The organism is Myceligenerans pegani, from assembly GCF_014892515.1.
Lineage (GTDB): Bacteria > Actinomycetota > Actinomycetes > Actinomycetales > Cellulomonadaceae > Myceligenerans > Myceligenerans pegani.
In genome coordinates this window covers 31,602-53,150 of record NZ_JADBGR010000043.1, presented here as the reverse complement: position 1 = coordinate 53,150, position 21,549 = coordinate 31,602, and the positions used below count along the sequence as shown (strand labels likewise).

General features: G+C 72.8%; 17 protein-coding genes. 11 read left to right on the top strand and 6 right to left on the bottom strand.

The genetic code is table 11. The features are described from left to right. Nucleotide 1 precedes the first annotated feature (1 nt). The 9 genes from IIE03_RS02890 to IIE03_RS26600 all read left to right on the top strand — a co-directional run bounded on the left by IIE03_RS02890 (nucleotide 2) and on the right by IIE03_RS26600 (nucleotide 9,266). Nucleotides 2-1,006, top strand: coding sequence for an ABC transporter permease (locus tag IIE03_RS02890; protein WP_192861218.1), 1,005 nt, complete (start codon nucleotides 2-4; stop codon nucleotides 1,004-1,006). Further along, complete coding sequence (locus IIE03_RS02885; RefSeq protein ID WP_192861217.1) at nucleotides 999-1,919, top strand: ABC transporter permease; 921 nt, start codon at nucleotides 999-1,001, stop codon at nucleotides 1,917-1,919. The genes IIE03_RS02890 and IIE03_RS02885 overlap by 8 nt, the downstream gene beginning before the upstream one ends. Then, nucleotides 1,916-3,016, top strand: coding sequence for an ABC transporter ATP-binding protein (locus IIE03_RS02880; protein ID WP_192861216.1), 1,101 nt, complete (start codon nucleotides 1,916-1,918; stop codon nucleotides 3,014-3,016). The genes IIE03_RS02885 and IIE03_RS02880 overlap by 4 nt, the downstream gene beginning before the upstream one ends. Next, a complete protein-coding gene (locus IIE03_RS02875) occupies nucleotides 3,009-4,154 on the top strand; it encodes an ABC transporter ATP-binding protein (RefSeq protein WP_192861215.1) in 1,146 nt (381 codons plus the stop codon). The genes IIE03_RS02880 and IIE03_RS02875 overlap by 8 nt, the downstream gene beginning before the upstream one ends. Further along, a complete protein-coding gene (locus IIE03_RS02870) occupies nucleotides 4,151-4,867 on the top strand; it encodes a type 1 glutamine amidotransferase (protein WP_192861214.1) in 717 nt (238 codons plus the stop codon). The genes IIE03_RS02875 and IIE03_RS02870 overlap by 4 nt, the downstream gene beginning before the upstream one ends. Nucleotides 4,868-4,880: 13 nt before the next feature. Further along, the gene (locus tag IIE03_RS02865) at nucleotides 4,881-5,690 is read left to right on the top strand and encodes a serine hydrolase (RefSeq protein ID WP_192861213.1); all 810 of its coding nucleotides are present in this window, start codon (nucleotides 4,881-4,883) and stop codon (nucleotides 5,688-5,690) included. Between the two features lie 103 nt (nucleotides 5,691-5,793). Continuing rightward, nucleotides 5,794-7,458, top strand: coding sequence for an AMP-binding protein (locus tag IIE03_RS02860; protein WP_318842768.1), 1,665 nt, complete (start codon nucleotides 5,794-5,796; stop codon nucleotides 7,456-7,458). 201 nt (nucleotides 7,459-7,659) lie between these two features. Continuing rightward, nucleotides 7,660-7,962, top strand: a complete 303-nt coding sequence (locus IIE03_RS02855) for a helix-turn-helix domain-containing protein (RefSeq protein ID WP_192861211.1) — start codon at nucleotides 7,660-7,662, stop codon at nucleotides 7,960-7,962. Between the two features lie 35 nt (nucleotides 7,963-7,997). Next, the gene (locus IIE03_RS26600; RefSeq protein ID WP_192861210.1) at nucleotides 7,998-9,266 is read left to right on the top strand and encodes a type II toxin-antitoxin system HipA family toxin; all 1,269 of its coding nucleotides are present in this window, start codon (nucleotides 7,998-8,000) and stop codon (nucleotides 9,264-9,266) included. Nucleotides 9,267-9,379: 113 nt separating this feature from the next. On the opposite strand, the gene mfd is transcribed toward IIE03_RS26600, so the two are convergent. After that, on the bottom strand, nucleotides 9,380-13,141 hold the full coding sequence (gene mfd, locus IIE03_RS02845; RefSeq protein WP_192861209.1) for a transcription-repair coupling factor: 3,762 nt from the start codon (nucleotides 13,139-13,141) through the stop codon (nucleotides 9,380-9,382). Nucleotides 13,142-13,352: 211 nt separating this feature from the next. Between mfd and IIE03_RS02840 the strand changes: the two genes are divergently transcribed. Further along, nucleotides 13,353-14,411, top strand: a complete 1,059-nt coding sequence (locus tag IIE03_RS02840) for an acyltransferase family protein (protein ID WP_192861208.1) — start codon at nucleotides 13,353-13,355, stop codon at nucleotides 14,409-14,411. A 162-nt stretch (nucleotides 14,412-14,573) separates the two neighbouring features. Then, complete coding sequence (locus tag IIE03_RS02835; protein ID WP_318842767.1) at nucleotides 14,574-16,220, top strand: Coagulation factor 5/8 type domain-containing protein; 1,647 nt, start codon at nucleotides 14,574-14,576, stop codon at nucleotides 16,218-16,220. A 32-nt stretch (nucleotides 16,221-16,252) separates the two neighbouring features. On the opposite strand, the gene pth is transcribed toward IIE03_RS02835, so the two are convergent. The 5 genes from pth to glmU form a co-directional block, all read right to left on the bottom strand. After that, the gene (gene pth, locus IIE03_RS02830) at nucleotides 16,253-16,858 is read right to left on the bottom strand and encodes an aminoacyl-tRNA hydrolase (RefSeq protein ID WP_192861207.1); all 606 of its coding nucleotides are present in this window, start codon (nucleotides 16,856-16,858) and stop codon (nucleotides 16,253-16,255) included. Nucleotides 16,859-16,880: 22 nt separating this feature from the next. Continuing rightward, nucleotides 16,881-17,480: a 50S ribosomal protein L25/general stress protein Ctc gene (locus tag IIE03_RS02825; protein ID WP_192861206.1), complete on the bottom strand. Its 600-nt coding sequence runs from the start codon at nucleotides 17,478-17,480 to the stop codon at nucleotides 16,881-16,883. Nucleotides 17,481-17,715: 235 nt separating this feature from the next. After that, a complete protein-coding gene (locus tag IIE03_RS02820) occupies nucleotides 17,716-18,897 on the bottom strand; it encodes a glycosyltransferase (protein WP_192861205.1) in 1,182 nt (393 codons plus the stop codon). A 101-nt stretch (nucleotides 18,898-18,998) separates the two neighbouring features. Beyond that, nucleotides 18,999-19,982, bottom strand: a complete 984-nt coding sequence (locus tag IIE03_RS02815) for a ribose-phosphate diphosphokinase (protein ID WP_192861204.1) — start codon at nucleotides 19,980-19,982, stop codon at nucleotides 18,999-19,001. Between the two features lies 1 nt (nucleotide 19,983). Next, nucleotides 19,984-21,549 carry a bifunctional UDP-N-acetylglucosamine diphosphorylase/glucosamine-1-phosphate N-acetyltransferase GlmU gene (gene glmU, locus IIE03_RS02810; protein WP_192861203.1) on the bottom strand — a complete coding sequence of 522 codons (1,566 nt, stop codon included), beginning with the start codon at nucleotides 21,547-21,549 and terminating at the stop codon, nucleotides 19,984-19,986.

The following is a 21,549-nucleotide window of genomic DNA, read 5'->3' as shown; positions in this document are numbered from 1 at the left end:
CATGGGTCGCTACATCGCCAGGCGGGTGCTGCAGGCTGTCGGCACGCTGCTGCTCGTGATGCTCCTGCTGCATCTGCTCACCACGGTCGCCATCCAGCTCAACGGCAACCCGGCGCAGGCGTTCTTCGGGGACAAGGTGGCGTCGCCGACGCAGCTCGCCGCCGTCGAGCAGCGTTTCAACCTCGACGACCCGTGCTTCGACCAGGTGGGCAACCCGTGCCTCGGCCCGTTCGTCGAGCGGCTCGGCCAGTACGCGCGCGGCGACTTCGGCACGAACCTGCGGGGCCGCGAGGTCTCCGACATCGTCGCCGCGGCGGCGCCGAACACGCTGCGTCTGTTCTGCGTCGTGCTGATCACCTGGCTGGCGCTCGGCATGGTGCTCGGCTCGGTCGCGGCACGCCGGCGCGGGTCGACCGGTGATCACGGCATCCGGCTGACGTCGGTCCTCATCGACGCCTTCCCGGTCTTCGTGCTGCTGATCGTCTACCGGTACGTGGTCGCCGTGCCGCTGCACCGGTGGGCCGAGGAGACGTTCGGCGAAGACAGCTGGCCGCCGTACTGGTTCAAGCCCTCGTTCGACGCCGACCACCCATGGGCCACGGTGGTGGTTCCCGGCATCCTGCTGGGCCTGGCCGGGTCGGCCGCGTTCATCCGCCTGGTCCGGGCGGGGCAGCTCGAGGCCTACCAGGGCGATCATGTGCGGGCGGCGCGGTCGAAGGGTCTGGCGGAGCGACACGTCGTCGTGCACCACGTGGTCCGCAACTCGTCGGTGCCGGTGGTCACCGCCGTCGGCCTCACGTTCGCCGAGGCGCTCGGCGGCGCCGTGATCACGGAGGGCCTGATGAACATCTACGGGATGGGCGGCGTCCTGTGGGAGGCCGTCCGGAACGACGACGTCGGACTCGTGCTGGGCATCGTGACCCTGCTGGCCGCCGTGACCGTGGTGGTGATGATCGTCGTCGACATCGCCTACGCCGTGCTCGACCCGAGGATTCGTTATGACTGACCTCTCCACGCCCACGACGGCGGCACGCGCGCCGGCGCGCCCGGCGGCCGACGCCTGGCGCGCGCTCCGCCGTCGGCCCGACACCGTGATCGCGGCGGCGGTGATCCTGTTCTTCGCGGTCATGGCCGCGTTCCCGGGGCTGTTCACCGGCACGAGCCCGCGGGCCTGCCCGATCCGGGACGCCCGCCTGGACCCGCAGGGGTGGGGCGGCGCGCATCCGCTGGGCACCGACGCCCTCGGGTGCGACGTGCTGGCCACGCTGGTGCACGGCGTCCGGCCGTCACTGCTGCTGGCCGTCGTCGTGGTGGGCGTCTCGCTGTTCATCGGCGTCACGCTCGGCCTGCTCGCCGGGTACTACCTCGGCTGGGTGGACTACCTGGTGTCGCGGACCGTCGAGGTGTTCCTGGTGATCCCGCTGCTGCTGGCGGCGCTCCTGGTGCTGTCGCTGTTCCAGGGTGTCGACCTGGGCTCCGGGACGTTCGAGGTCATCCTGCTCCCGGCGATCGTGCTCATCCTGTTCGGCTGGATGCCGTACGCCCGCTACGTGCGGGCCAGCACCCTGGAGGCGAAGAACCTGGACTACGTCACCGCCGCCCGTTCGCTGGGCGCCTCCGACCTGCGCATCATGGTGCGGCACGTGCTGCCGAACGCCATCGGGACGGTCACCGCGCTGCTGCCCACGTCCGTGGCGGGCGTGATCAGCGCGGAGGCGGTGCTCTCGTTCCTGGGCATCGGGGTCCGTCCGCCGGCGACGAGCTGGGGGATCCAGATCGAGCAGGGGTCCGAGTGGGTGACGGGCGGCGCGCCGCACATCCTGCTCGCCCCGCTGATCTGCCTGGTCGCGACGGTGCTCGCGCTGGTGGTGCTCGGTGACGCCCTGCGCGACGCCCTCGACCCGAGGCTGGCCCGATGAGCGGCGACACGTCGGCTGCCGCGGCGTCGTCGGCTGCCGACCACGATGGCGTGGTCGGCCCGGGCACTCCGCTGCTCGAGGTGCGGGATCTGGCCGTGGAGTTCCGGACCCCCGAGGGGAACGTACGCGCGGTGGACGGGCTGTCGTACCGGGTGGCGGCCGGGCGGACGCTCGCCGTGGTGGGTGAGTCCGGGTCGGGCAAGTCGGTGTCGTCGCTCGCGGTGATGGGCCTGCTGCCGGACACCGCCCGGGTCACGCACGGGGAGGTGCTCCTGGCGGGCGAGGACCTGCTGAGCCTGAGCCGGCGGGAGCACCGCCGCCGGTGCGGCGAGCGGATCGCGATGGTGTTCCAGGACGCACTGGCCGCGCTCAACCCCGTGCACACCGTGGGATACCAGCTGACCGAGGCGCTGCGGAGGCGGCGCGGGATGTCCCGCCGGGACGCCGGGCGCCGGGCCGTGGAGCTGCTGGACCTGGTGGGGGTGCCGAACGCGCGGGGCCGGGTGAAGGACTATCCGCACCAGTTCTCGGGCGGCATGCGGCAGCGGGTCATGATCGCGACGGCACTGGCCCTGGACCCGGACGTGCTCATCGCCGACGAACCGACCACCGCGCTCGACGTCACCGTGCAGGCCCAGGTGCTGCGGCTGCTCGCCGAGATCCAGGCCGAGCGGCGGATGGGGCTGGTGCTCATCACGCACGACCTGGGCGTGGTGGCGGGCATGGCCGACGACGTGACCGTCATGTACGCCGGGCGCGTCGTGGAGCGGGCTCCCGTACGCGACACGTTCGGCGCCCCCGCCCACCCGTACACGCGGGCGCTGCTGCACTCGATCCCGTCGTCGGGCGCGGGTGGCGACGGCGAGGGGCGCCGCCTGCCGGTCATCCCGGGCCGCCCGCCGAGCCCGGCCGCGCTGCCGACCGGTTGCGCGTTCCACCCGCGCTGCGACACGGCTCGAGACGTGTGCCGGACCGATCCGCCGCCGCTGGAGGCGGTCGCCGTCGACCGCGCTTCCGCGTGCCATTTCGCCGCCGAGGTGCTGGCCTCGCACGACGTGCCGCCCCCGGTCGAACACGAGGAGGCGGCCCATGACTGAGCACGTGCTCGAGGTCCGCGACCTCGTCAAGCACTTCCCGGTGCGTCGCGGCCTGCTGCGCCGCACCGTCGGCACGGTGAAGGCCGTCGACGGCGTCTCGTTCGGCCTCGACCGGGGGCGGACCCTGGGGCTGGTGGGCGAGTCCGGCTCCGGGAAGAGCACGCTCGCGCGCGTGCTGGTCGGGATCGAGACGCCGACCAGCGGCCAGGTGCTCCTGGACGGGCAGGACGTGGCACGTCTGTCCCGGGCGGGCCGCAAGCAGTTGCGCCGCGACGTGCAGATGGTGTTCCAGGACCCGTACACGGCGCTGAACCCGCGGATGTCCGTGGGCGAGATCGTCGGCGAGCCGTTCGCCATCCACCGGGTCCGCCCGCCGGGTGGCCGGGCCGCCGCCGTCGGCGAGCTGCTGGAACTGGTCGGCCTCGACCCCGGCCACGTGAGCCGCTACCCGCACCAGTTCTCCGGCGGGCAGCGGCAGCGCATCGGCATCGCGCGGGCTCTCGCGCTACGGCCACGGATCCTGGTGTGCGACGAGCCGGTCTCCGCACTCGACGTCTCCGTGCAGGGTCAGGTCGTCAACCTGCTGCAGGATCTGCAGGACGAGCTCGGGCTCTCGTACCTGTTCGTCGCGCACGACCTGGGCGTGGTCCGGCACATCGCCCACGAGGTCGCGGTGATGTACCTGGGCCGCGTGGTGGAGCGAGGCCCGTCCGGCGCCGTCTACGACGGCGCCCTGCATCCCTACACCCAGGCGCTCCTGTCGGCCGCCCCCGTGCCGGACCCGTCCGTGCGGCTGGCCGGTCCGAGCGCAGCGGACGCCCCCGGCGGCGGCGCCATCGTGCTGGAGGGCGACCCGCCCTCCCCGACGGACCCGCCGGCGGGCTGCCCGTTCCACACCCGCTGCTGGCTGGCCCCGTTGCTCGGGGGCGGGCGCCGCATCCCCGAACCGTGCGCGGCAACCCGCCCGGCACTGGAGCCGCCGAGGGCCGACGGCGGACATCGCACCGCCACGCACGACGACGGCGAACAGCACGGTCACGAACACGCCCGTGATGAACACACCGGCGGCGGGCCGGCGCACCTGGCGGCGTGTCACTTCGCGCGCCCGCTCCCGGCCCCGGAGAGGGTGGGGTCATGACGCGCGTCCTCGTGGTGCAGAACTCGAAGGGCTCGGGCCCGCGGCGGCTCGGCCGCTGGCTCGCGGAGGCGCGCGTGGCCGCCGACGTCGTGCCGGCATGGGAGGGCATGCCGAAGAGCGTCGACGGGTACGACGGCGTCGTCCTGCTCGGCGGCGGCTACCTGCCCGACGACGACGCCGAGCACCCCTGGCTGCCGCGCGAGCGCGCGCTCACCGCCGAGGCGCTGGACCGCGAGGTCCCGCTGCTGGGCATCTGCCTCGGCGAACAACTGCTCGCCCACGTCGCGGGCGGCGAGGTGACCGCCAGGTCGGGCGAGACGGAACGCGGGATGTGCGCGCTGGAGGTCCTCCCGGCGGCAGCAGGCGACCCGGTGTTCGGCCAGTTCGCCGTCGTCCCCGGGCCGCTGTGGATGCTGGAGAACCACGAGGATTCCGTGACCGCGCTGTCGCCCGGAGCGACGCTGCTGGTCACGTCGCCGGAATGCCGGGTGCAGGCGTTCCGGGTCGGGCGGGCCGCCTGGGGTGTCCAGTTCCATCCGGAGGCGTCACCGGACGCGATCCTGCGCTGGGACGAGGCCGCCCTGGCGGACCAGGGCCTCGACCGCGCCGCCCTGGCGGCCGCCGCCAAGGAGCACACGGAGGAGAACGAGTCCCGGTCCCGCGCCCTGGTCCTGGCGTGGACCAGGCTGCTCAGGACAGTGGAACGGGGCTGATGGGAGGAGTCTCATGACACGGACCGGGAGTCACAGCGACGGCGTGCCGTTCATCGCCTTTCATGTGGCGCGGGCGTCGGGCGAGGTGATCGCCGCTCGCGAGGACGACGTCGTCGTCTACGCCGCCTCCACGGTGAAGCTCGCGGTGCTCGTGGCCGCCGCGCGGGAGCTCGACGCCGGGACCGCGTCGCTCACCGAGGAACTGGTCGCGACCCGGACGTTCACGTCGCAGGTACCGGGCGCGGGGCCGTTCACGATCGAGCCGGACGACACCGACGAAGGGCTCCCGCCGGACGGCACGCCCATGCCGCTGGCCGACGTCGCCGAGCGGATGATCGTGGTCTCGTCCAACGAGGCGACCAACATGATGATCGAGCGGGTCGGCTTCGCGGCATGCAACCGGGCACTGGCCGACGCGGGCTGCGCGGACTCGGTCCTGAGCCGCCTGTACTGCGATCTCGCCGCGGCGGGAACCGGCGGCCCGTCGCACCGGGTCACCGCACGCGACCTCGCCCGCCTGATGGGTGCGGTCGTGACGGGCCGCCTGGCGAGCCCGGAGCGGACGGCCTGGATGCTGGACCTGCTGTCGCGGCAGACGGACCGCCAGCTCACGGCGTCGTTCCCGGACGACGTCCCGTTCGGCTCGAAGTCCGGCTGGGTGGACGGGATCCGCCACGACGTGGCGTTCCTCGGCGAGCCGGGCCCGGACGCCCTGGTGGTCGCGGTCTGCACCCGTGGCTACGAGAACCATGACGCGGAGGAGGCCATCCGGGCGCTCGGCGCGATGGCGTCCGCGACGAGGGGGTTGCCCCGGGCAGCTTGAATGCTATTTCATTCATGCCCAACAGGACCGTAGGAGGACGCGTACCGGGGCGCCGCCTGTGACGCCGCCGTCTCCGCGCGGCCTTCCAGCCAAAGGGGGCATCGTGCCGACCGACGCGACGACGCCGACGTACACCGCCGACCTCGCCCAGGCAAGCAGAAGTGAGAACGTGTTCACCCAGGGGTTCCACCTCGTCCGGTCGGGGGTCCTGGCCCCGACGTCGCGCCTCGACCGGGATCTCCGCGCGGTCTGGCAGCTCCTCACGTGGGGGCCGTCGATCGCCGGCGGCTACCGCGCCGGCGCCGTGCGCGCGCCCGGGCAGACCGCCGTCGTCGACGAACACCGCAGCCTCACGTTCGCGGAGATCGACGAGCGGACGGACCGCCTCGCGGGCGCGCTGGAGGAGAACGGCGTCGGCCTGCGGACGCCGGTCGCGATCCTGTCCCGGAACCACGCCGGCCTCATCGAGGCGATGGTCGCGCTCGCGAAGATCGGCGCGCAGACGCTGCTGCTCAACTCCGGACTCTCGGCCGAGCAGGTCGGTACGGTCCTGGCCGAGCACTCCCCCGCCGTCCTGCTCGCCGACCGGGAGTTCCTCGACGCCCGTCCCGCGGTCCCCGCCGGCACGCGCGTCCTGAGCACGTGGGACGAGGACTCCGCGGGCCTCCCCACGGCCCCGGACCTGGACCTCCTCATCGAGGCCGGCACCCCGCGCCGGTCCCGCATCCCGGAGGAGCCGGGCCGCACCATCGTGATGACGTCGGGAACGACGTCGGCCCCGCGGGGCGCCCGCCGCCCCCAGCCGCACGGCCTCTCGGAGGCGGCGAGCCTGCTCTCCCGCATCCCGCTGCGGACCGGTGAGCGCCTGATGATCCCCACGCCGATCTTCCACACCTGGGGCCTGGCCGCCATGCAGCTCGGCATGGCCCTGCACGCGGAGCTCGTGCTGCGCCGCCGGTTCGACGCCGAGGCCACGCTCGCCGCGATCGAGGAGCGGCGGGTCACCGCGCTGATCGCGGTGCCGGTGATGTTGCAGCGGATCCTGGACCTCCCGCTCGCCGTGCGCGAGCGCTACGACACGTCGTCGCTGCACGTGGTCGCGTTCTCGGGCGCGGCGATGCCCGCCGACCAGGTGACCCGCTTCCTGGACGCGTTCGGCCCCGTCCTCTACAACCTGTACGGCTCGACCGAGGCGTCGTGGGTGTCGATCGCGGACCCGACGGACCTCGCCGCCGCCCCGGCAACGGCCGGCCGCCCGCCGCTCGGCACGCGCATCGGCATCCTCGACGACGACGGCGCCCCGCTCCCGCAGGGCGTCACCGGCCAGATCTGCGTGGGCAACGGGATGCACTTCGACGGCTACACCGACGGCGCGGGCCGGCCGATGTACGGCGACCTGATGGCCACCGGCGACAAGGGCTACCTCGACGCCGAAGGGCGGCTGTTCGTCGTCGGGCGCACGGACGACATGATCGTCTCGGGCGGCGAGAACGTGTTTCCCCGCCCCGTCGAGGAGGCCCTCGTCGCGATGCCCGACGTCGTCGAGGCGACGGTGGTCGGCGTGCCGGACGCGCAGTTCGGGCAGCGGCTCGCGGCCTACGTCGTGCCGCGAACCCGGGGCGAGCTCGACGCGGACACCGTCCGCGAGCGCCTGCGGGCGCGGCTTCCCCGCTTCTCGATCCCGCGTGACGTGTTCTTCCTGGACGGCCTGCCGCGCAACCCGACGGGCAAGGTCGTGAAGCGGATGCTGCCGGGGATGCCGGGGTGACGGGTGCCCGGTGTCCGGTGTCCGGCTGGACACCACCCGGGCGGCGGCCCGAGTCCCGCCTGGCGTCCACCCGGCATCCGCTCGGCGGCGCCTGGGCGAATAATGAACAGCACACTGTCCATTAGGGGCGACGACGGCTATCCTGGTGACCACAGTCCGAGCGGCGCGCCCAGACCGCCGTCGTCCAGAAAGCCCGACACCATGGCCCGCACGTCCCAACGAACGCACCGAGACCTCACCTCGATCGGAGAACACGTCCGCAACTGGCGCAAGATCCACGGCCTGACCGCGCAGCTCGTCGCGGATCGCGCCGGCATCACCCGCACCACCCTGCGCAACATCGAGAACGGCACCGGCACCGTCAGCCTGGAGAACACCCTCGCGGTGCTCCGGGTCCTGGGAGTGGCCGATGCCGTGGTCGGTGCGACCGACCCGTTGACCACCGAGATAGGGCGCTTCCACGCCGAACGCACCCTCCCGCAGCGCGTGAGGATTCCCGGCTGAGGGGCGCCGAACACTACGTGAGGAGTTGAGCCGCCGTGGCGATCCATGTCGAGGTCCATCTGCCCGGCGGCCGGCAGGTCCACGCCGGCGAGCTCGACCTGCACCTCAACACCGGTGGCGCGCTCGTCGGCAGTACGTTCCGGTACGCCGAGGCGTATCTGCGCACGCCCGGCGCCTACGCGTTGTGTCCGGAGCTGCCCCTGACGCCGGGGCCGATCCCGTCGGCGGGTGACCGGCCGATGTTCGGCACGTTCGCCGACTGCCAGCCGGACCAGTGGGGCCGCACGCTGTTGTTCCACGCGGAGCGGAACACCGCCCGCGCCGAGGAGCGCGCGTCGGTCCGGCTCACCGAGAGGGACTTCCTGCTCGGCGTACAGGACGAGACGCGGCTCGGGGCGCTGCGCCTCTCGCTCGACGGCGGCGAGACGTTCCTCGCGCCGCCGCGCTCGGACATGCCCGAGCTCGTGGACCTGCCGGCGCTGACGGACGCGGCGGAGGCCGTCGCGGAGCATCGCGGGTCCGACCGGGATCTGCGGTTGCTGGTCGCCGCGGGGACATCGATGGGCGGGGCGCGGCCGAAGGTCACGGTGCGGGACGCCGACGGCGAGCTGTGGATGGCCAAGCTTCCCCTGCGCACGGACCGGTGGGACGTGCAGGCGTGGGAGTACCTCACGCTGCGGCTCGCGTCGCGGGCCGGGATCGAGGTTCCCGTGGCCCGGTTGCACCGGGTGGACGGGGACCACGGCCGGCACAGCATCCTGCTGACCCGGCGGTTCGACCGGCTGTCCGACGGCCGGCGGGTCGGGTTCCTGTCGGCGGAGTCGCTGGTGCAGAAGGCGTTCTTCGAGACGATCGACTACCGCACGCTCGCCGAGACGCTCGCCGACCACTCCGGCCGGCCGAGCTCGGACGGCCACGACCTGTTCCGCCGGGTCGCGTTCACCCTGCTCGTGCGCAACGTGGACGACCACATGAAGAACCACGGCTTCCTGCGCCGCACCGAGGGTTGGTCGCTGGCGCCGCTGTTCGACGTGAACCCGGACCCGTTCTCCGTCGCCGAGTCGACGCCGCTGCGGCCCATGGGGAACCGGATCGAGCGCGAGATCCGCGTGCTGCTGGACACGTCCGCCTCGTACGGGCTGCGCCCCGACGACGCGCGCCAGGTGGTCGCCGAGGTCTCGGACGCGACCGCGGGCTGGGCGGACCTGGCCCGCGACATGAAGCTCCCGAAGGGCGAGATCACCCTGATGGCGGAGGCGTTCGAGAACCCGAACCGCACGGAGGCCCAGGGCCTGGCGGCATAGCTCGAGCCGCCGTCCCGACCGGCCCGGACCCGCAGCCCGTCCAGCACGACGTTTCCGTCGACAACCACGCTCCCACCAACGGAAAGGTCGTGCTCGGCCCGCGGCCGACCTGGTCAGCGGGTGGCGGCCTTGGCCGCCGCGGCGACCTCGCCCAGGACGACCGCGTCCACGAGCTGCCTCGCCCAGTCCAGGATCTCCGCGCCGCGCAGGGGGCGCCCGCCCAGGCGCGCCGTCGTCGGGAACGGGACGAGGAACGCGCGGATGCCCGGCTTGAGGACGGTGCCCGGGTACAGCCGCTTGAGGCGCAGCGTCTGGGACTCCGCGAGGTCCACCGGCGCGAACCGCACGTACTTGCCCTGTGCCGTGACGTCCGTGAGACCGGCCGCGCGGGCGTGGTTGCGGAACGCCGCGACGTCGAACAGCGCCGACGCGACGTCGGGCAGAGTGCCGTACCGGTCGGCGAGCTCCGCCCGCACCTCGCCGAGCTCGGCGTCGTCGTGCGCGGTCGCGATCTTCTTGTACGCCTCGAGGCGCAGCCGTTCGGTCGCGATGTAGGTCTCGGGCAGGTGGGCGTCGACCGGCAGCTCGATGGTGACCTCGGGGACCTCCTCCTCGCGATCGCCCCGGAAGGCCGCCACGGCCTCGCCGACCATCCGCACGTACAGGTCGAACCCGACGCCCGCGATGTGGCCCGACTGCTCGCCGCCGAGCAGGTTGCCGGCGCCGCGGATCTCCAGGTCCTTCATGGCGATCTGCATGCCGGCGCCGAGGTCGGTGTGGGCGGCCATGGTCGCGAGACGGTCGTGGGCCTGCTCGGTGAGCGGCTTCTCCGGCGGGTACAGGAAGTACGCGTACGCGCGCTCCCGCCCGCGCCCCACGCGCCCGCGCAGCTGGTGCAGCTGGGACAGCCCGAGGACGTCGGCCCGCTCCAGGATGAGCGTGTTCGCGTTCGAGATGTCCAGTCCGGTCTCGACGATGGTGGTGCACACCAGCACGTCGAGCTCCTTCTCCCAGAAGGAGCGGATGACCTGGTCGAGCTGGTGCTCGCTCATCTTGCCGTGCGCGACGCCGATCCGCGCCTCCGGCACGAGCTCGTTCAGCCTCGCCGCCGCGCGGTTGATCGACTCGACCCGGTTGTGCACGTAGAAGACCTGGCCCTCGCGCAGCAGCTCGCGGCGCAGCGCGGCGGCGATCTGCTTCTCCTCGTAGGCGCCCACGTAGGTGAGCACGGGGTGGCGCTCCTCGGGCGGGGTCGCGAGGGTGGACATCTCGCGGATCCCGGTCACCGCCATCTCCAGCGTGCGCGGGATCGGCGTGGCGGACATCGCCAGCACGTCCACGTTGGTGCGCAGCTGCTTGAGCGTCTCCTTGTGCTCGACGCCGAACCGCTGCTCCTCGTCGACGATCACCAGCCCGAGGTCCTTGAACCGCACCGCCCCGGTGATCAGCCGGTGCGTGCCGATGACGACGTCGACCGTACCCTTCCGCAGCCCGTCCACGACCTCCTCGGACTGCTTGTCGGACTGGAAGCGGCTCAGCGCCTTCACGGTCACGGGGAACCCGGCGTACCGCTCGGAGAAGGTCTCGAAGTGCTGCTGCACGAGCAGGGTGGTCGGCACGAGGACGGCGACCTGCTTGCCGTCCTGCACCGCCTTGAACGCGGCCCGCAGCGCGATCTCCGTCTTGCCGTAGCCGACGTCGCCGCAGATCAGCCGGTCCATCGGGACGGGCTTCTCCATGTCCGCCTTGACCTCGTCGATGGACGCGAGCTGGTCCGGCGTCTCGACGTACGCGAACGCGTCCTCCAGCTCGCGCTGCCACGGCGTGTCCGGGCCGAAGGCGTGCCCCTGCGTGGCCATCCGGGCCGAGTAGAGCCGGATCAGCTCGCTCGCGATCTCCTTGACGTGCTTGCGGGCGCGGGCCTTGGTGTTCTTCCAGTCGGCGCCGCCCATCTTGTTGAGGCTGGGCGCCTCGCCGCCGACGTACTTGGTGACCTGGTCGAGCTGATCGGTGGGGACGAACAGCCGGTCGCCCGGCTGGCCGCGCTTCGAGGAGGCGTACTCGATGACGAGGTACTCCCGCATGGCGCCGTTCGCGCCGCCGCCGAGACTGCGCCGCACCATCTCGACGAACCGGCCGACGCCGTGCTGCTCGTGCACCACGTAGTCACCCGCCCGTAGCTGCAGCGGGTCGACGACGTTCCGGCGCCGGCTCGGCATCCTGCGCATGTCCCGGGTGCCGGCGCCGCCGGCCCGACCGGTCAGGTCCTGGTCGGAGAAGACGGCGAGCCGCAGCTCGGGCGCGACGAAGCCGCGCCCCACCCCACCCGCCATGACGTGCACGACGGCGGCCTCGGGCTCGGTCTCCAGCGAGGACTCCAGCCGGGCCGCGGTGCCCGCCTCCGACAGCTGCTCGCTCATGCGCTTGGCCGGGCCGTGCCCCTCCGTGGTGAGCACGAGCGTCCAGCCGGACTTCTGGAGCGAGTCCACCTCCTTCAACGCGCGGGCGAAGTCGCCCCGGTAGGACTCGACGTCCCGCGCACCGACCGGGAAGATCTCGCCGGCCGGGTTGATCGGACGCTCGCCCGACGGCGCACCGGCGGTCGGCTCCCCGGGCTCGGTCCCGGCCAGCCAGCCCGGCAGGTGCGAGCTCGCGTCCGCGGCGGGCGAGGCGACAGGATCCGCCGGCGGGCCGGCCGAGACGCCGCCCGCGCCCGCCGCGCCGTCGTCGGACACCTGCGCGAGCTCCACGTCCTGGCCGAACGACGACAGCGTCCACCAGCCCAGGCCGCGCTTCGCGGCGACGGCCCGCGCCTCGGCGAGCGTCGCGAACGACGCCGCCGACAGGTCCGCCCCGCCGCCACCCGACAGCGGGACGGAGCCGCCCGCCGCGGCGCCCACCCAGGCCGCCTCGAGGAACTCCTGCGTCGTCGCGACGAGGTCGTGGGCCCGGCGCCGCACGCGCTCGGACTCGTTGAGGATGAGCAGCGCGTCGCCGGGCACGAGGTCGAGCACGGGGACCATGTGGTCCACCAGCAGCGGCGCGAGGGACTCCATGCCCTCCGCGGGCGTGCCGTCCGCGACCTTCTCCAGCATCTCCGCGGCGCCCGGCAACGACTCGGCGAGGCTCGCCGCGCGCTCCCGGACGGCGTCGGTCAGCAGGATCTCGCGGCACGGCGGCGCCCACAGGCCGCGCTCGGCGATCTCCAGCGAGCGCTGGTCCGCCACCGCGAACCAGCGGATCTCGGTGATCTCGTCGCCCCAGAACTCGCACCGCAGCGGGTGGTCCTCGGTGGGCGGGAACACGTCGAGGATGCCGCCGCGCACGGCGAACTCGCCGCGCCGCTCGACCATGTCGACGCGGGTGTAGGCGGCGTCCGTGAGCTGCTGGGCGATGTCCGTCAGGTCCGCCGTGTCGCCGCCCGCGAGCGCGACAGGGGCGAGCTCGCCCAGCCCCCCGACCACCGGCTGGAGCAGGGCGCGGACGGGCATGACGAGCACGCGGACCGGACCCGCCTGTCCGCGCTCCGCGGCCGGGTGGGCCAGCCGGCGGAAGACCGCGAGGCGGCGGGCGACGGTGTCGGCGCGCGGGCTGAGCCGCTCGTGCGGCAGGGTCTCCCAGGCGGGCAGCACGGCGACGTCGTCCTCGTGCCCCGCGGGCAGGTAGGCGCGCACCGCCGTGGCGAGTTCGTCGGCCTCCCGCCCGGTCGCGGTGACCACCACGAGGGGCCGCCGCTCGGAGGCGGCCGCGAGGAGGGCGGGGCGCACACCGACGGGCCCCACCACGTCGGCCTCGCCTCGCGCGCCGACGTGCTCGACGGCGGCCGCGACGCCGGGATCGGCGAGCAGGAGCGGAAGCAGACCGGTGAGATGCATCAGGGTCCTTAACGACGGTGCGGATGTGAGGTACGACGACGGCCGCCGGGCGGCGGAACGCGTCCGGAGGCGGGCCGGGCACACGACAACTGGCCCACTTCTTCCCCGGGGAGGGGTGGATGGGCTGAGAACAGCGTAGCGCCCGGCACCGACATCGCCCCGTGCGACCACTTTCACCCACGGCTTCCCCCGGCCGATACCATCGCAGGCGATGTCCACCCAGCCTCGCGAGTCCACCTCCAGGTCCGATGCCGCCGGCGGGGGCGGCGCGCGCCCGCGCATCACATGGGCCGACGCCGCGCGCGGCCTGGCGATCTGCCTCGTGGTGCTCTACCACTCGACGAACTGGACCGCCGGCACCGGGTACGACGTCAGCTTCCTGCGCGAGTTCAACGAGCCGCTGCGCAGCCTGCGCATGCCGCTCTTCTTCACCGTGGCCGGCATGTTCGCCACCAAGTGGGTGGCGACGTCCTGGTCCACGCTGCTGCGCGGGAAGCTCTTCTACTTCGCCTGGGTCTTCGTGCTGTGGGAGCCGATCACCCTGGTGGTGCGGCTGGTCACGGGCTACTACAAGGTCCCCGACGCCGACTGGTCCACGCTGGCCGGGCACCTGACCTGGTCGCTGCTCGTCCCCCGGTCGGAGCTCTGGTTCATCTGGACCCTGGCGGTCTTCTTCCTGGCCGCCCGGCTGCTGCGGCCGCTCCCGGCGTGGGTGCAGTTGCTCGCGGCCACCGGGGTGAGCGGCTGGGCGCTGGCCGGCTGGGAGCCCGAGAGCATCGCCTATCGCGGCGCGGCGCAGTTCATCCTCTTCTTCCTGATCGGCCTCCACCTCCGCCCGCTCGTCGAGGCGTACGCCGCCCGGCTGAGGTGGTGGTCGGGTCTGCTGGCCGTCGGTGCCTGGTACGGCGTGACGTGGCTGGTGGGGACGTACGACCTGGAGCCGACGCCCGGCCCGTACCTGCTGGCCAACGTCGTCGGGGCGATGGCCGGGATCGCGATCAGCGTGGCCCTCGCCCGGCTCGTCCCGGGGCTCGGCTGGGTCGGTGCCCGGACACTGCCGGTCTACGTCACGCATACGCCCCTCATCCACACGATCCTGTGGATCTACTGGTCGAACGCCGTCTGGGTGCCGGCTCCGGAGTCCCAGTGGATGCCGGTCTTCATGACGATGACGATCGTCGCGACGGCCCTGACGCTGGACGCCGCCACCCGGCGTATCGGCCTGGGCTGGATCTGGGGCCCGCCCCGCCGCTGGCTCGCCACCCCCTGACGATCCCCGCCCGCGACGGCGCCCCCGACGGCGCCGACCCCACCCACGACCGCCGTCGTACACCTTGTACGACTCTTCCGATTTGCCCAAACCCTTGTTAAAGTCTGGGTCAGTTACCGGACCGACAACGCCGTCGGCTCCCGTTCCGACCCAGGAGGCGACGTGCGACGTCCACGACGAACGGCAACGCCCGCCATCATGGCCCTGGTGACCGGCCTCGGTGCGGCGGCCCTCGCGGCGCCCGCGACCGGGGCCGTCGGGGCCTTCCCCGACCCCGCGCTCCCCGCGCCGGAGTCCGAGGTCAACATCACCGGCGAGCCCTTCACCGGCACCGCACCCGACGGCAGCGTGCGCGGCTACGTCGACGCGCACAGCCACATGTTCATGGAGGACGGCATCGGCGGCGCGGCCCTGTGCGGCAAGGCGTTCTCCGAGCACGGCATCGCCGACGCCCTCCAGGACTGCCACTCCCACGGCGCCCACGGCGAGACCGCCCTCCTGGAGAACCTCACCCGCCACGGCTCCCCGTTCGGCACGCACGACACCACGGGCTGGCCCACGTTCACCGACTGGCCGGCCTACGACTCGCTCACCCACCAGCAGATGTACTACCGCTGGGTGGAGCGCTCCTGGCGGGCCGGGCAGCGGGTCCTCGTCAACCAGCTCACCAGCAACGGCCTGCTGTGCTCGATCAACCCGGGCACGTACCAGGACTGCGACGAGATGGCGGCGATCCGCCTGCAGATCGACGACGCGTACGCGCTGCAGGACTTCGTCGACGCGCAGTACGGCGGGCCCGGCGAGGGCTGGTTCCGGATCGTCACGGACAGCGCCCAGGCGCGCCAGGTGATCGCGGACGGGAAGCTCGCGGTCGTGCTCGGGGTGGAGACCTCCGAGCCGTTCGGCTGCAAGCAGACGCTCCGGGTCTTCGACGGGTGCACCCGCTCGGACATCGAGGCGGGCCTCGACGAGCTGTACGACCTGGGCGTGCGGTCCATGTTCGTCTGCCACAAGTTCGACAACGCGCTGTGCGGGGTGCGGTTCGACTCCGGGTCCACCGGGACGTTCGTCAACGCCGGACAGTTCCTCAGCACCGGCACGTTCTGGCACGTCAGGTCCTGTCCGGCCGACGAGCCGCACGACAACAACCCCGGCAACGTCGAACTGCCCGAGGAACTCGACTGGCTGCCGGTCCCGCCGCGGTACCCGTCGGGCACGGTGTGCAACCGGTACGGGCTCACCGCGAAGGGCGAGTTCCTGGTCGAGGAGCTGATGGAGCGCGGCATGCTGATCGAGGTGGACCACATGTCCGCCAAGGCGGCCGACCGTACGCTCGACCTCCTGGAGGAGGCCGGCTACAGCGGTGTGCTGTCCACCCACTCGTGGACGGACGAACGGTTCCTGGACCGGATCTACGCCCTCGGCGGGTTCGCGACCATGTACGGGCACGACACGGAGGAATCGATCGCCGAGTACGAGCGCACCGCCGACGCCCGCGCCCGGCACGGCGTCGCGGGGGTCGGCTTCGGCTTCGACATGAACGGCTTCGGCGGCACGCCGGACCCGTCGGACGGCCGGGTCACCTACCCGTTCACGTCGCTCGACGGCGGTTCGACGCTGGACCGGCAGGTCACGGGCGAGCGCGTGTGGGACGTCAACACCGACGGCGTCGCCCACTACGGCCTGGTCCCGGACTACCTGGAGGACCTCCGCGTCTCGGCCGGCGAGCCCCTCACGTCCGACCTCCTCCGCGGCGCGGAGTACTACCTCCGCACCTGGGAGGCGGCGGAAACGGACGCGAGAGGCTGACCGCCGGACGCCCCGGAGCCGGCTGGCGGCCCTCAGGCCTTCGCCGCGTGGTACTTCCCCTGGGCGGCCAGGAGGCCCTCCGTGACCAGGAGTTCCACCGCGTCGGCGGCGTCGTCCACAAGGATCGGGAGGTCCTTGCGCTCGGTGCCCGTGAAGTCCCGCAGCACGTAGTCGGCCGTGTCCATCCGGCCCGGGGGCCGGCCCACGCCGACGCGGACGCGGTGGTAGTCGCGGGTGCCGAGCGCCTTGGTGATGTCACGCAGCCCGTTGTGGCCGCCCTCGCCCCCGCCGATCTTCAGCTTGATGGTGTCGAACGGGATGTCGACCTCGTCGTGCACGACGGCGACCCGGGCGGGCTCGATCCCGTAGTACCGGGCCAGCGCGTTCACCGGACCGCCCGAGACGTTCATGTACGTGGACGGCTTGGCGAGGACCACCCGGGGCCCCGGCCGGCCGCCGGGGAGCAGGCCGAGCCGCACCTCGGCGGTCACGGCCTGCGCCCGGCCGTGCCGAGCGAACCGGCCACCGGTCCGCTCGGCCAGCAGGTCGAGCACGATCTGGCCGACGTTGTGCCGGTTCCCGGCGTACTTCGGCCCGGGATTCCCTAGCCCGACGACAAGCCATGGCTGATCGGTCATGGATTCAGGCACCCCGAACGGGTCAGGCCTCCGGGGACTCCTCGGCGGACTCGGCCTCGGCGGCCTCCTCCTCCGGCGTGGCCTCGCCGCGCGGCTCGGTGATGAGGACGACGGCCTGCTCCGGGTCCGTCAGCAGCGTGGAGCCGGCGGGCAGCACCACGTCCTTGGCGTACACGTGCGAGCCGGACTCGAGGCCCTCGATCGACACGTCCACCGACTCCGGCAGGTGCGTCGCCTCGGCCTCGACCGACAGGCTCTGGGCCTCCACCAGGTGGATCGTGCCCGGGGCGGAGTCGCCGACGATGTTCACGGAGATGTCGACGGCGATCTTCTCGCCGGCGCGCACGACGAGCAGGTCGATGTGCTCGATGATGTTCCGGACCGGGTCGCGCTGCACGTCCTTGGCGACCGCGAGCTGGCCCTTGCCGTCCAGCTCGATGCTGAGCAGCGCGTTCGAGTGGCGCATCGCCAGCATCGACTCGTGACCGGGCAGCGTCACGTGGACCGGGTCGGTGCCGTGGCCGTACAGCACCGCGGGAATCTTGTTGTCGCGACGGATACGGCGGGCGGCGCCCTTGCCGAACTCGGTGCGGGCCTCGGCGACGAGCTTGATCTCGGACACGGGAGTACTCCTGAGGGGTGATGTCGAACTGTCTCGGGTGGGCGGCTGCGTCGGCGTGGGACATGTGACGGACGCGATGCGCGCGAAATCGCCGCGTGTGCGGATGGCCCAGTGGGTCACCGACTCACCGCCCAGTCGATCACGGACTGCGGCGCGTGCGGTGCGGAGCTCTCACCCGGAGGCGATCACCCGCGTCCGTCGCGGCCGTCCGACGTCCCTCGCCGAGGCAACCTGACTACTGTACCCGCTCGTCGGTGCTCGCCGCACCGAGGACGCCGTGGCCCGGCGGCGTCGGGAGCGCGTCCCCCAGCCGCGGCGGCGCCGTCCGCCGCGGCCGATAGACCCACTGGGAGTGGAAGACGAAGCGCAGCAGGAACGCCACGGCGAGCAGCGCGCCCTGCACCGGCACCGCCCAGAACCCGCTGAGCTCGACGATCAGCCCCAGCACCGCGGTGCGCACCACCGCCTCGGTCCCGTTGAACGTCACGGAGTGCGCGAGTCGCGACCAGAACCCGAACCGGCCCTGCCCGAGCAGGTCCCGGAACACGAACCGCTCCTGCAGCGCGAAGTTCACGCTGATCGTCACGGCCGCCGCGATCACCGCCGCGCCCAGGTAGTGCATGCCGAGCACCGTCAGCGCCCAGAGGATGAGCACGTTCCACACCGCGCCCATCCCGCCGATGATCGCGAACCGCGACATCCGCCCGAACCGCAGCGACGCGAGTTGCTCGAGATAGCGCAGGCCCATCCGCAGCGTCGCCTTGGAGCTGCCGCCGTGGCGCTCGCCGAACACGAACGGCTCCTCCCCGACGGCGAGCGCGCGCTTGCCCCGGGCCAGGATCTCGAGCAGGATCTTGAAGCCCCGCGGCCGCAGCGCGTCCAGGTCGAGCGCCCCCAGCCGGACCGCGAAGAACCCGGTCAGCGGGTCCGTCACGTTCCGCAGCCGCAACGGGAACATGGAGCGGGCGAGCAGCGCGGACACCGTGGACACGGCCCGCCGCCAGTGCCCGTCCAGTCCGCCCGCGTCCCCTCCGCCGATGTACCGGGAGGCGACGACGACATCGAGCCCGGCCTCCCGGCCCCGCGTCGCGAGCACCGTGGCGAGCTCGGGCGGGTGCTGCAGGTCGCCGTCCATCACGACGGCCCACTCGGTCCCGACCGCCCGCAGTCCTTCGACGACCGCGCCGCTCAGGCCGCCGTCGGCCACCTCGCGGTGGATCATGCGGACCGGGACGCCGCCGCTGGCGGCCTGCTCGGCGGCGACGCGTTCGATGACCGACGGCGTGTCGTCCCGCGAGTCGTCGACGAACAGCACGGAGGCGCCGGGCGTACCCTCCAGCGCCTCGTCGAGGCGCCGCACGAGCTCGGCGACGTTCGGCCCCTCGTTGAACGTGGGGACCACGACGGTGATGGACACGGAGCCTCCCGGACAAATCTGTGTCACAGAACGGTCCACCCTCCACCAGGTTCGAGTCAACTCCCGAGGTGGAACGAACCGTTTTGTTCACCCGGTGGTCGTCAGGCGTTCCCGTCGAACAGGCTGGTCACGGAGCCGTCCGTGAAGACCTCCTTGATGGCGGTGGCGATGAGCGGCGCGATCGACAGGACGGTCAGCGAGTCGAACCGCTTGGACGCCTCGATCGGCAGCGTGTCGGTCACCACGACCTCGGTGGCACCGCAGTCCGCGAGTCGCTGCGGCGCCGGGCCGGACAGCACGCCGTGCGTCGCGGCGACGGTCACCGAGCGGGCGCCCGCCGCCATGATCACCTTGACGGCCTCGGCGATGGTGCCGCCGGTGTCGATGAGGTCGTCGACGAGGACGCAGTCCTTGCCCTCGACGTCGCCCACCACGCGGTTCGCGACCGCCTGGTTCGGGCGCGTCACGTCGCGCGTCTTGTGCACGAACGCCAGCGGCCCGCCGCCCAGCTTGCTCGCCCAGATCTCGGCGACACGGATGCGGCCGGCGTCGGGCGACACGACCGTCACGTTGTCCACGTCCACGCGCGTGCGCACGTAGTCCACGAGGATCGGCATCGCCCACAGGTGGTCGACCGGCCCGTCGAAGAAGCCCTGGATCTGCGCGGTGTGCAGGTCCACCGACATGAGTCGGTCGGCGCCCGCGGTCGCCAGCATGTCGGTCATGAGGCGGGCCGAGATGGGCTCGCGGCCGCGCCCCTTCTTGTCCTGCCGGGCGTACCCGAGGAACGGCGCCACGGCGGTGATCGTGTGGGCGGAGGCGCGCTTCGCGGCGTCGACCATGAGCAGGTGTTCCATGATCCACTGGTTGATCGGCGCGGTGTGGGACTGGAGCAGGAAGATGTCGGCCCCGCGGATGGACTCGCTGAACCGGACGTACGTCTCGGTGTTGGCGAAGTCGTAGGCGCTGACCGGCAGCAGGTCGACGCCGAGCTCCTTGGCCACGTCCTGCGCCAGCTCGGGGTGCGCGCGCCCGGACGCGACGACGAGCGGGCGCTGGATCTGGCGGAGGGCGGTGCTGGGCATATCAGTGGGCCTTTCGTTCCTGATCAGGGTGTCCGGCATCGGCAGGGTGCCCGACGTCGGACGTGGTGCCGTGGTCTGTGGTGGTGCCTTCGGCATCGGCGGGCGCGGCCGACTGGGCGACCGCGTCGACCGGGACGCCCTCGGTGGCGGCCGCCGCGGCCTCCGCCGCCGCGGTGCCCGGCCGCCGGCGCGCGACCCAGCCCTTGATGTTGCGCTGCTCCGCGCGCCCGACGCCGAGCGCGCCCGGAGGCACGTCCCGGACGATGACGGAGCCGGCCGCCGTGTAGGCGCCGTCGCCCACGGTCACGGGCGCGACGAACATGTTGTCGGCCCCGGTGCGCGCGTGCGCCCCGATGACGGTGCGGTGCTTGTGCACGCCGTCGTAGTTCACGGTGACGGACGCCGCGCCGATGTTGGTGTGGTCCCCGATCTCGGCGTCGCCCACGTAGCTGAGGTGCGGCACCTTGGCGCCCTCGCCGATCGTGGCGTTCTTCGTCTCGACGAACCCGCCGATCTTGCCCTCGGGGCCCAGCACGGTCCCGGGGCGCAGGTAGGAGAACGGCCCGACGCTCGCGCCCGCGCCGATCACCGCGAGCTCGGCGTGCGTGCGCACCACGGAGGCGCCGTCGTGCACCTCCGTGTCCCGGAGCGTGGTGTCGGGGCCGATCGTGGCGCCCTCGCCGACCCGGGTGGCGCCGTGCAACTGCGTGCCGGGCAGGATCGTCACGTCGGGGGCGAGCTCGACGTCGACGTCGACCCACGTTGTGGCCGGATCCACGACCGTGACGCCCGCCCGCATCCACGACTCGAGGGTGCGCCGGTTCATCTCGGCGCCGAGCGCCGCGAGCTGCACCCGGTCGTTGACCCCCTCCACGGACATCGCGTCGTCGGTCACCATCGCGCGGACCGCGCCGCCCTCCTTGCGGGCGAACGCGACCACGTCGGTGAGGTAGACCTCGCCCTGGGCGTTCGCCCGGTCCAGGCTCGCGAGGCCGCGGCGCAGGGTGCCGGCGTCGAACACGTACGTGGACGTGTTGATCTCGCGCACCGCGAGCTGCTCGGGCGTGGCGTCCTTGTGCTCGACGATCGCCTCGACCTGCCCGTCCGCGCCCCGCACGATGCGTCCGTACCCCGTGGCGTCCGCGACGTGCGTGGACAGGATCGTCACCGCGTCGCCCGCCGAGCGGTGCGCGGCGAGCATCCGGCCAAGCGTCCCGCCGTCGAGCAGCGGGACGTCCCCGGCGAGCACGACCACGGCACCGTCGATCTCGCCGAGCGCCTCCATCGCGCACTCCACCGCGCGGCCGGTGCCGGGGATCTCGTCCTGGTCGACGACGCGCGCCGCCGGGTCCAGCTCCGCGATCGCGGCGGCGACGAGGTCCCGTTCGTGCCGGACGACGACGGCCAGCTCCGCCGGGTCCAGCTCGCGCGCGGCGGCGATCGCGTGCCCGACCATCGGCCGCCCGCCCACGGGATGGAGGATCTTCGGGAGGCGGGACCTCATCCGGGTGCCCTGCCCCGCCGCCAGGACGACGACGGCGGCCGGCCGATGTGTTTCCGTGCTCAC

What these genes read in the sequence shown, in the direction of transcription:
- IIE03_RS02890 (WP_192861218.1), top strand. Translation starts at nt 2, where the DNA reads ATGGGTCGCTACATCGCCAGGCGGGTGCTGCAGGCTGTCGGCACGCTG.
- IIE03_RS02885 (WP_192861217.1), top strand. Translation starts at nt 999, where the DNA reads ATGACTGACCTCTCCACGCCCACGACGGCGGCACGCGCGCCGGCGCGC.
- IIE03_RS02880 (WP_192861216.1), top strand. Translation starts at nt 1,916, where the DNA reads ATGAGCGGCGACACGTCGGCTGCCGCGGCGTCGTCGGCTGCCGACCAC.
- IIE03_RS02875 (WP_192861215.1), top strand. Translation starts at nt 3,009, where the DNA reads ATGACTGAGCACGTGCTCGAGGTCCGCGACCTCGTCAAGCACTTCCCG.
- IIE03_RS02870 (WP_192861214.1), top strand. Translation starts at nt 4,151, where the DNA reads ATGACGCGCGTCCTCGTGGTGCAGAACTCGAAGGGCTCGGGCCCGCGG.
- IIE03_RS02865 (WP_192861213.1), top strand. Translation starts at nt 4,881, where the DNA reads ATGACACGGACCGGGAGTCACAGCGACGGCGTGCCGTTCATCGCCTTT.
- IIE03_RS02855 (WP_192861211.1), top strand. Translation starts at nt 7,660, where the DNA reads ATGGCCCGCACGTCCCAACGAACGCACCGAGACCTCACCTCGATCGGA.
- mfd (WP_192861209.1), bottom strand. Translation starts at nt 13,141, where the DNA reads ATGCATCTCACCGGTCTGCTTCCGCTCCTGCTCGCCGATCCCGGCGTC.
- IIE03_RS02840 (WP_192861208.1), top strand. Translation starts at nt 13,353, where the DNA reads ATGTCCACCCAGCCTCGCGAGTCCACCTCCAGGTCCGATGCCGCCGGC.
- pth (WP_192861207.1), bottom strand. Translation starts at nt 16,858, where the DNA reads ATGACCGATCAGCCATGGCTTGTCGTCGGGCTAGGGAATCCCGGGCCG.
- IIE03_RS02815 (WP_192861204.1), bottom strand. Translation starts at nt 19,982, where the DNA reads ATGCCCAGCACCGCCCTCCGCCAGATCCAGCGCCCGCTCGTCGTCGCG.